The following is a 7,924-nucleotide window of genomic DNA, read 5'->3' as shown; positions in this document are numbered from 1 at the left end:
TCATCAATCTTGCGCAGCGCCTCAGCAACAATCGCCCGACGATCCGGCCCCCCGACCGGCGCAGCACTCTTCTCGCTCAACTCAACCTCTCCGAAAGCTGCGCGAGCAGCTCGTCATCGCTCATGTCGTCATAGGCGTCGGCGCTGTCCTGCTCGGCGGCCTCCGCCACCTCGGCCAGCACCGTTGCCAGGTACCCCGTCAGCGCGTCGATCGTCGGGTAGTCGAACACCACTGCGGCCGGCAGAGCTTCGCCCAGACTGTCCGACAGTGACCGCTGCAGGGTGACGCTCATCAGCGAATCCATGCCGGACTGGAAGAACCCGGCGGTCGGGTCCAGCGCGTGACGGGACCCCAGCCCCATGGCGGCGATGACCTGGTCGGTGACGTGTTCGCGCAGCAGCTCCCCGCGCTGTCCGGGTTCCGCCTCAGTCAGAACGCGGCGGAACTCGGTGCTCTGCGCCGCCGGCCCGTCGGCAGGTGCGTCGACGATCAGCAGATCGTCGACGATGTGCAGCGCCGCCCGGGTGCGGTACGCGACGGCAAGCCGCGGCCAGTCCGCCGCGACGACGGTGTGCCGCACCGCATTGTGAGCACCGATCACCAGCGGCAGGGCTCCGATGGCGACATCGTCGGCCATCGGCTCCAGGCCGGAGTCGACAGTCACCTGGCGTTCGGCATCGGATTGGGTGTCGGTCAGGGACTTCCACAACCCCCAGTTGATCGCGGTGGCCGGCAGCCCGGCCGCGCGGCGCGCGTAGGCGAAGGTGTCCAAGAAGGTGGTGGTGGCCGTGTAGTGCGCCAGCCACCGTGACCCGGTGATGCCGGAGATCGACGAGAACAACACGAAGTAGCGCACCGGCTGTCGCAGCGACAGCTTGTGCAGCACCGCGACCACGTCGAGCTTCGGGCGGAACATGGTGGTCACGTCGTCGTCGGTCATGTCGCGCAGGGTCACCGGGCCGCCGGCGAAGGCGGCCACGTGGATGCCTTCCAGCGGCGGCAGGTCGACGCCGAAGCGATCGAACAGCGCACCCATCGCGGTCTCGTCGGCGGCGTCGGCAGCCACTGTCACCAGTGTCGTTCCGGCCGGGGCCAACTCGGCCGCCAATCCGTCGAGCACTGAGCCCGGGCGTCGGGAAACCGCGACGATGGTCTTGGCTCCACTGGCCGCCAGTTGCCGCACCAGCTGCGGACCGATGTTGCCGGTCGCGCCGATCACCAGATGGCAACTGCCGGCATCGAATTCGACTGGTTCAGCTCCGGTAGGACGGCTGCCGAGCAGGCGCGGGACCCGACGAATACCGGCCCGGTAGACGACCTGGTCCTCGGTGTCGGCGGCGTCGGCTTCGGCCACCAGGTATCCGGCGACCAGTGCTGCGGGGACCGACTCGTCGACGTCGACAACCCTGCCCCAGATCTCCGGGTGCTCCAGCGCCAGGCTGCGGCCCAGCCCCCACAGTACGGCGTGCGCGGGGTTGGCCCGGTCGCCATCGCCGACAGGTTGCGCGTTGCGGGTCAGCAGGAACAGCTTCGCCGAGTTCGACGTCTGCTCCGTCATCGCGGTGGCCAGGCGCCGCGCCGCGTTGAACGCCTGGTAGGCCGGTGCGGCGCTGAGATCCGTCGGGTCCGTCGACGGCGCGAACAGCACATGGGTGGCCGCGCCCAGGGCGGTGGCCAGTGCCGCACCATCACCGTCGGCGCTCAGCACCGACGCGTCCAGCGCAGTCACGCCGCCGCCCAGCTTCGCGCCGATCTCGGCGCTGAGCTCCTGGCCGCCGATCACCAGCCAGGACTGCTCGGTGATGGTCTCGCCAGGCGCGGCTTCGGCAGCCGGCCAGGTCAGCTCGCACCACCAGTCCTCGGGCACCGGGCCCGAACTGCCGACGGCCCGCTGTGGCCCGGCACCGGCCGCAACAGCGGCGCCCCGGACTGCCGCGGTGTCGATCCAGTAGCTGCTGTGCTGCCACGGGGTGGCGGGCAGCACCGGGTGCGGCTCGGGCGGATGCGGGGTCAGCGGGGGCTGGGTGGTGTGCGTGCGGTTGAGGTTGGTGTGGAAGCTGACCGCGTCGTCAGCGTCGCGCACCAGGGTCCCGACGCTGTGGTGGTGCCCGCCAAGGGCTTCCACCGTGTCAGCAATCGCGTGAGTCAGAATCGGGTGGGCGCTGACTTCCACGAACGTGGTGTACTCGCCGGCCGCGGCAGCGACCGCCTGAGTCAGTAGTGCGGGCTGCCGCACGTTGTTCACCCAGTAGTCGGCGTCCAGGATCGGCATGCCACCGGCCGGCATGGCGGCTTCGGTCACCGTCGAGAAGAACGGGATGGTGGCGACTTCCGGCGTCAGACCCGTTAGGGCCGCTCGCAACTTGGGCAGGATCGGGTCCATCAGCGCGGTGTGCGAGGCTACTTCCATGTTGACCCGCCGGGCGAACTTGTTCTGGCCGCTGACGGTCGCGATGACCGCGTCCACGGGCGCAACCGGGCCGGCCACCACGGTCTGCTTCGGCGAGAGGTAGCCCGCCACACTGACGTCCGGGTAGTCGGCCAGCAGTGCCTCGACGGCATCGGGGTCGAGGTTCAGCAGTGCCACCGCGCCCTGCCCGGCCTGCCTCGACATCAACTGCGAACGGGCCGCGATGACGCGGAACCCGTCGGCCGGGCTCAGCGCGCCGGCTACCACCGCCGCGGTGACTTCGCCCATCGAGTGGCCGATGACAGCGTCGGGATGGACCCCGTACGACCGCCACAGCTCGGTCAGCGCCAGCTGCAGCCCCATCAACACAGGCTGTACCTGCGCGTCGCCGCTGACCGGTTCACCGGCGGAGATCACCTGCCACAGCGAGAACCCGACGTGTTCGACGAAAGCGGGTTCCAGCACTGCCAGCGCCCGGGCGAACGCCGGTTCGTCGGTGAGCAGCGCACGGCCCATGCCGATCCAATGCGAGCCCTGCCCGGAGTAGACGAAGACGGTGCCGGGTCCGCACGGGCCGTCGTGCGGACCGATGACTCCGCACTCCTGGCCCTCCGCCGAGGTACCGGCCGCCAGTGCCCGCAGGCCGCTGACCGCCGCGTCCCGGTCGCGGGCGCACACCGTGCCGAACAGCGGTTGGCGGGCACGATGGTGATTGAGGGTGTGCGCGACGTCGGCAAGTTCCACACCGGCGCCGTCGCCTTCCAGCCAGTCGGCCAGGTCGGTGGCTGTGGCGGCGATCCGTTCCGGCGTCCGGGCGGAGACCACCAGCGTGGTCACAGCCGGATCTACCTCGCGCGCAGTGATCTTGGCGGGCGGCGCCTGCTCGATGACCACGTGAGCGTTGGTGCCACCGAAACCGAAGGACGAGATCCCGGCCCGCCGCGGGTGATCCGAGGAGGGCCAATCCTGGTGTTCGGCAACGACCTTCAACCGCATCTGCTCGAACGTGATGTGCGGGTTGGGGGTGTTGAAATGCAGGTTCTTCGGAATTCGCCCGCGCTGCACAGCCAGCACCGTCTTGATGAAGCCGACCATGCCCGCGGCCGCCTCGAGATGGCCGAGGTTCGACTTGGCAGCGCCGAGCAACAGCGGCGACTCCGGAGAACGACCCCGGCCGAGCACCGTGCCCAGCGCTTTGGCCTCGATCGGGTCGCCCAACAGGGTTCCGGTTCCATGGGTCTCGACGTAGTCGACTTCCTGCGGGGCGATACCGGCGTCGGCGTAGGCCGACCGCAGAACCGCCATTTGGGCGGCCGGGTTCGGCGCCAGCAGGCCGTTGGAGTGGCCGTCCTGGTTGATCGCCGATCCCCGCACCACCGCCAGCACGCGGTCGCCGTCTTGGCGGGCGTCGGACAGCCGCTTGAGCACCACGACACCGCAGCCCTCACCGCGAACGAATCCGTCGGCGTCGGCGTCGAACGCGTGGCACGCGCCGGTCGTCGACAATGCCCCGCTCTGGTCGAAACCGCGGAAAACCGCGGGTGACATCAGCAGGTTCACGCCGCCGGCGATCGCCATCTCGCACTCCCCGGTCCGCAGACTCCGGCAGGCCAGATGCAGGGCGACCAGCGAAGACGAGCATGCGGTGTCCACCGTCACCGACGGGCCGCGCAGGTCCAAGAAGTACGACAGCCGGTTGGCGATGATGCTCAGTGCGCCACCGGCGTTGCTCCAGGCGTCCACGCTGGGTAGGTCGGCGGACGCGTGGCAGCCGTATTCGGTAATGCTGGCTCCGACGTACACGCCGGTCTGCGATCGCCGCAACGAGGTCGCCGGAATTCCGGCGTGCTCCAAGGCCTCCCACGCCACTTCGAGCAGCAGCCGTTGCTGCGGGTCCATCTTGACCGCTTCGCGGCTGGAGATGTCGAAGAAGTCGGCGTCGAATGCGGCGATATCGCGCAGGAACGAGCCCCAGCGGGTGGTGCGGGCGATAGCGTTGCCCGTCTCGGCTGAACCGTCGTCGAACGGCGCCCAGCGATCGGCGGGCACTTCGGTCACCGCGTTGCCACCGTCGAGCAGGAACTGCCACATCGCGTCCGGTGAGTTGATGTCACCTGGGAACCGGCAACCCAGACCGATCACCGCGATGGGCTCATCGGTGCCGAAGCGCCCGGGCTCGGGCGCCGACTCTTCGTCGGCGGACTCGGGCTCGATGAGGAACCGGGCCAGTTCCGCGACCGACGGGTGCTGCCAGAGTTCTACCGGTGAGACCTTGCGGCCCAGCAGTTCCGACAGCTCGCCGCAGAGCACCACGGCATCCCGAGATCCGACGCCCAGATCGTTGAGCGACGCGTTGAAATCGATGTCCTCAAGGCTGCAACCGATGTTGGTGACCAGATAGTCGGCCAGCCAGTGGCGCAGTGCTTCTTCGTCAAATGCTGCGGTCATGCGGGGAACTCAATTCCCACTAGATCCCGTCCCATCCGGCCGGAGCCGATTCCACGCTGTCGAACAGCTCGTTCAAAACACTGTCGGTCGACTCGGGCAGCTCACCGCCTGAGGCCGCCGCGTCGCCACCGACATCTTCCTGCGGCAACAGCTTGCCGGTCAGGTGCGCCGCCAGTGCCGCAGTCGTCGGGTGATTCCACAGCATGGTGGCCGACAACTCCATGCCCACCAACTGTTCGATGTCACGGCGGACCGCCATGGCCATCACGGAGTTCAGACCGAGTTCGGCGAACGGCCGGTCCAGCTGTAGCTCCGCCTCCGACATGCGAAGCTCGCGCGCCAGAATGCTGCGCAGCCCGATTTCCAGCTCGCTCAGTATCTCATCGGCGGGCAGCTGCGCCCAGTCGCGGACCGGTCCGGTCTCACCAACTCCCGGGGTGCCGGGTTCCCCGTCGGACGGCAGCGGCACCATCACGGCCTGCGCGACGTCGTAGTGCTCCACGTGGTCCCAGGCGGCGAAGGCTTCCGCCGGGGTGATGGGCCGCGAGCCCATCCGTTCCAGTTCGTGCAGCACCACGTGCGCCTCGGCGCCGAAACCCAGGCCCTTCCACGCCACCCAGTCCAGGCTGACGCTGTGGCAGCCCAGCTTGTGGCGGGCACGGGCCAAGCCGTCCAGGTAGGCGTTGGCGCTCGCGTAGGCGCCCTGACCGGGAACCCCGAACACCGCCCCGGCGGCTGCGGTCATGAAGAAGAAGTCCAGGCTTCCGGGCGGAAAGAGCTCGTTGAGCACCTGGGCGCCGGCGACCTTCGGCCACATGGTGTCGCGCAGCCGGTCAGCGTCGACCTCGGTGAGCAGCTGGCCCTCGGTGATACCGGCGGCGTGGATGATGCCGCGGATCGGCGGTGCGCCGGCTGCGTCGCGGCGGGCCAACAGGTCGGTCACCGCGGCCCGGGACCCGACGTCGAGCCCGGCCACATCAACGGTGACACCGCGCCGCTCCAAGGCCCGGATGGCGGCGATCTTGTTCCGCACGCCGGCCTCGATCTCCTCGGAGTCCCAGTCGCGCCGGGGCGGCAATGCACTGCGACCGGCCAGCACCAGGCGCCGGGCACCCCGGTCGGCCAGCCATCCGGCCATCAGCAGACCGAGCGCTCCCATACCGCCGGTGATGAGGTAGGCGCCGTCGGGCTCGCACACCATCGGCTTGCGCTGAGGCGGACCGGAGATCGGGCTGAACGCCGGCGTCAGGAACTGGTCGTCACGCCACACCACGATGGACTTGGCCGGCGTGCGCAGGATGCTCGACAGCGCCGCGGCGCTCGCGGCTGCATCGGCGGCGTCGTCGCTGGGCAGGTCCACCAGCCCACCGCAGAGTTGCGGCTGCTCTGCCCGGATCACGCCCGCCATTCCCCACAGGCAGCTTTGCCGCACCGCAGCGGCGGAGGCGGCCTCGTGCACGCCGTGGGTGACGATCCACAGGGCCGGCGGGTGCGCGTCGCGGTCGGCCAGGGTGGCCACCAGATCGGCCACCTCACCGGCCAGCCGGGCAGCGCAGTCCAGGTCGGATTCGTCTGCGGGCCCCGGGTCGGCGACATAGACGACGTGGTGGGCCTCGGCGATCCCGGCGCTGTGATGCCCGACCGCGCTCAGTCCGTCGCGCAGCCGGTCGGCGGCGACTCCATCACCGACCACAGCCAGTGTTCCCGGCTGACTCGAGGTCTGCAGGTCGGCGTCCCAGGGCTGCCAGTCGATCGCGTGCGCGATCGAGCTGGGGTCGTCGGAGGTGACCAGGTTCAGTGTCGTGTAGCGCAGCCCGCGGATGTCGACACACCGGGCGCCGTCGGTTGTGGTCACGGCTATGTCGACGATGAGTTCGCCCTGTCCGGCGTCGCGCCGGTGCACAGTGACTGCGGCCCGGCCGTCCGCCGGTGCAGCACCGAAGCAGACCTCGTCGACCGATGCCGGCACCATCAGCTCGGGGTTGGTGTCGTCGATCAGGCGGGCGACATGCAGGGCGGCGTCCAGCAGCGCGGGCGTGCCGGACTGTGCGGACGCCACATCGGCACACAATTGCGTCGCGGTGGACCGGCCGTCGATCAGCGACCACTCGAAGGGACGCCCCTCGCTGCCCCAGGTGAGCCACAGCGCGGTCACCGCGTCGTCATCGAAGGAGGTTCCGCTGTGGCCGCCGATGGGGCTGGAGTCAACAGCGGGCCCGGCGGATTCGCTGCGCGGCGTGATGCGGGCGCTGAGATGTTTGACCCATCGGGCGGCCGAGTCGTCGGAAACCGACTTCGACGACACTGTCACCGATTCGCCGTCGGCGACCACCTGGATGGTCCGCAGTCGGTCGACGATGACGGGGTGCTCGAATCGGATCTCGCTGACCGCCGAGTCCCCGCTGACCTCGAACGCGGCCTCCGCCAGGGTTTGCAGCAGCACCGATGCCGGAACCAGCTCCACCCCGTTGTTGCGGTGACTGCCGGGATACGGTTTGGTCGCCGGGGACAGCCGAGCTTGCCACAGGTGGACGGTCGGTGTGCTGCCGATCTTGATGTGGGTGCCCAGCAGCAGGCCCGGCCGTGGCGCGGATTCGGCTGCGGTGATGGAGCTTTCGACCACAAGCCAGTGGTGGGTGTGTCGCCACGGTGTGGTCGGCAGCACCGGGTAGGACCCCGACGGATGCGGAAGGTCGCGCGGGCTGACCGGGTGGGCGCTGTTGAGATGCTGATGGAAGGCGACGGTGTCATCGCCGTCGCGCACCAGCGTGGCGACGCTGCAGTGCGGCACCGCGTCCAGGATCTCGTCGATCGTGTGGGTAAGGATCGGGTGCGGGCTGATCTCGATGAACGTGCCGTATTTGTCTCCGGCGGCAGCGACCGCCTGATGCACCCGGGCCGGCTGGCGCACGTTGTCCGCCCAGTAGCGGGCGTCGAGCACCGGGGTGGGTCCGAGCGGGTCGACCACGGTGGACAGGAACGGGATCTGTGGTGTTTGGGGGGTGATGTCGGCCAGTTCGGCGCGCAGTTCATCAAGGATCGGATCCATGAACGCGGTATGCGAGG

General features: G+C 69.3%; 2 protein-coding genes. Both read right to left on the bottom strand.

Going from position 1 to position 7,924, the window contains the following annotated elements; genetic code table 11:
* Positions 1–76: 76 nt before the first annotated feature.
* Positions 77–4,858: a type I polyketide synthase gene (locus tag LI94_RS19265; RefSeq protein ID WP_046302203.1), complete on the bottom strand. Its 4,782-nt coding sequence runs from the start codon at positions 4,856–4,858 to the stop codon at positions 77–79.
* A 19-nt stretch (positions 4,859–4,877) separates the two neighbouring features.
* The coding region (locus tag LI94_RS19260) for a KR domain-containing protein (RefSeq protein ID WP_046302202.1) at positions 4,878–7,924 on the bottom strand (3,047 nt) is incomplete at its 5' end.

Source organism: Mycobacterium sp. UM_Kg27, assembly GCF_000972905.1.
In the GTDB taxonomy this organism is placed as follows: Bacteria; Actinomycetota; Actinomycetes; order Mycobacteriales; family Mycobacteriaceae; genus Mycobacterium.
Note: the sequence above shows the minus strand (reverse complement) of the source record. Positions and strands in the feature narration are given on the sequence as shown.

Bases quoted from the DNA above. Each gene is read 5' to 3' on its own strand.
- LI94_RS19265 (WP_046302203.1), bottom strand. From the start codon at position 4,858: ATGACCGCAGCATTTGACGAAGAAGCACTGCGCCACTGGCTGGCCGAC.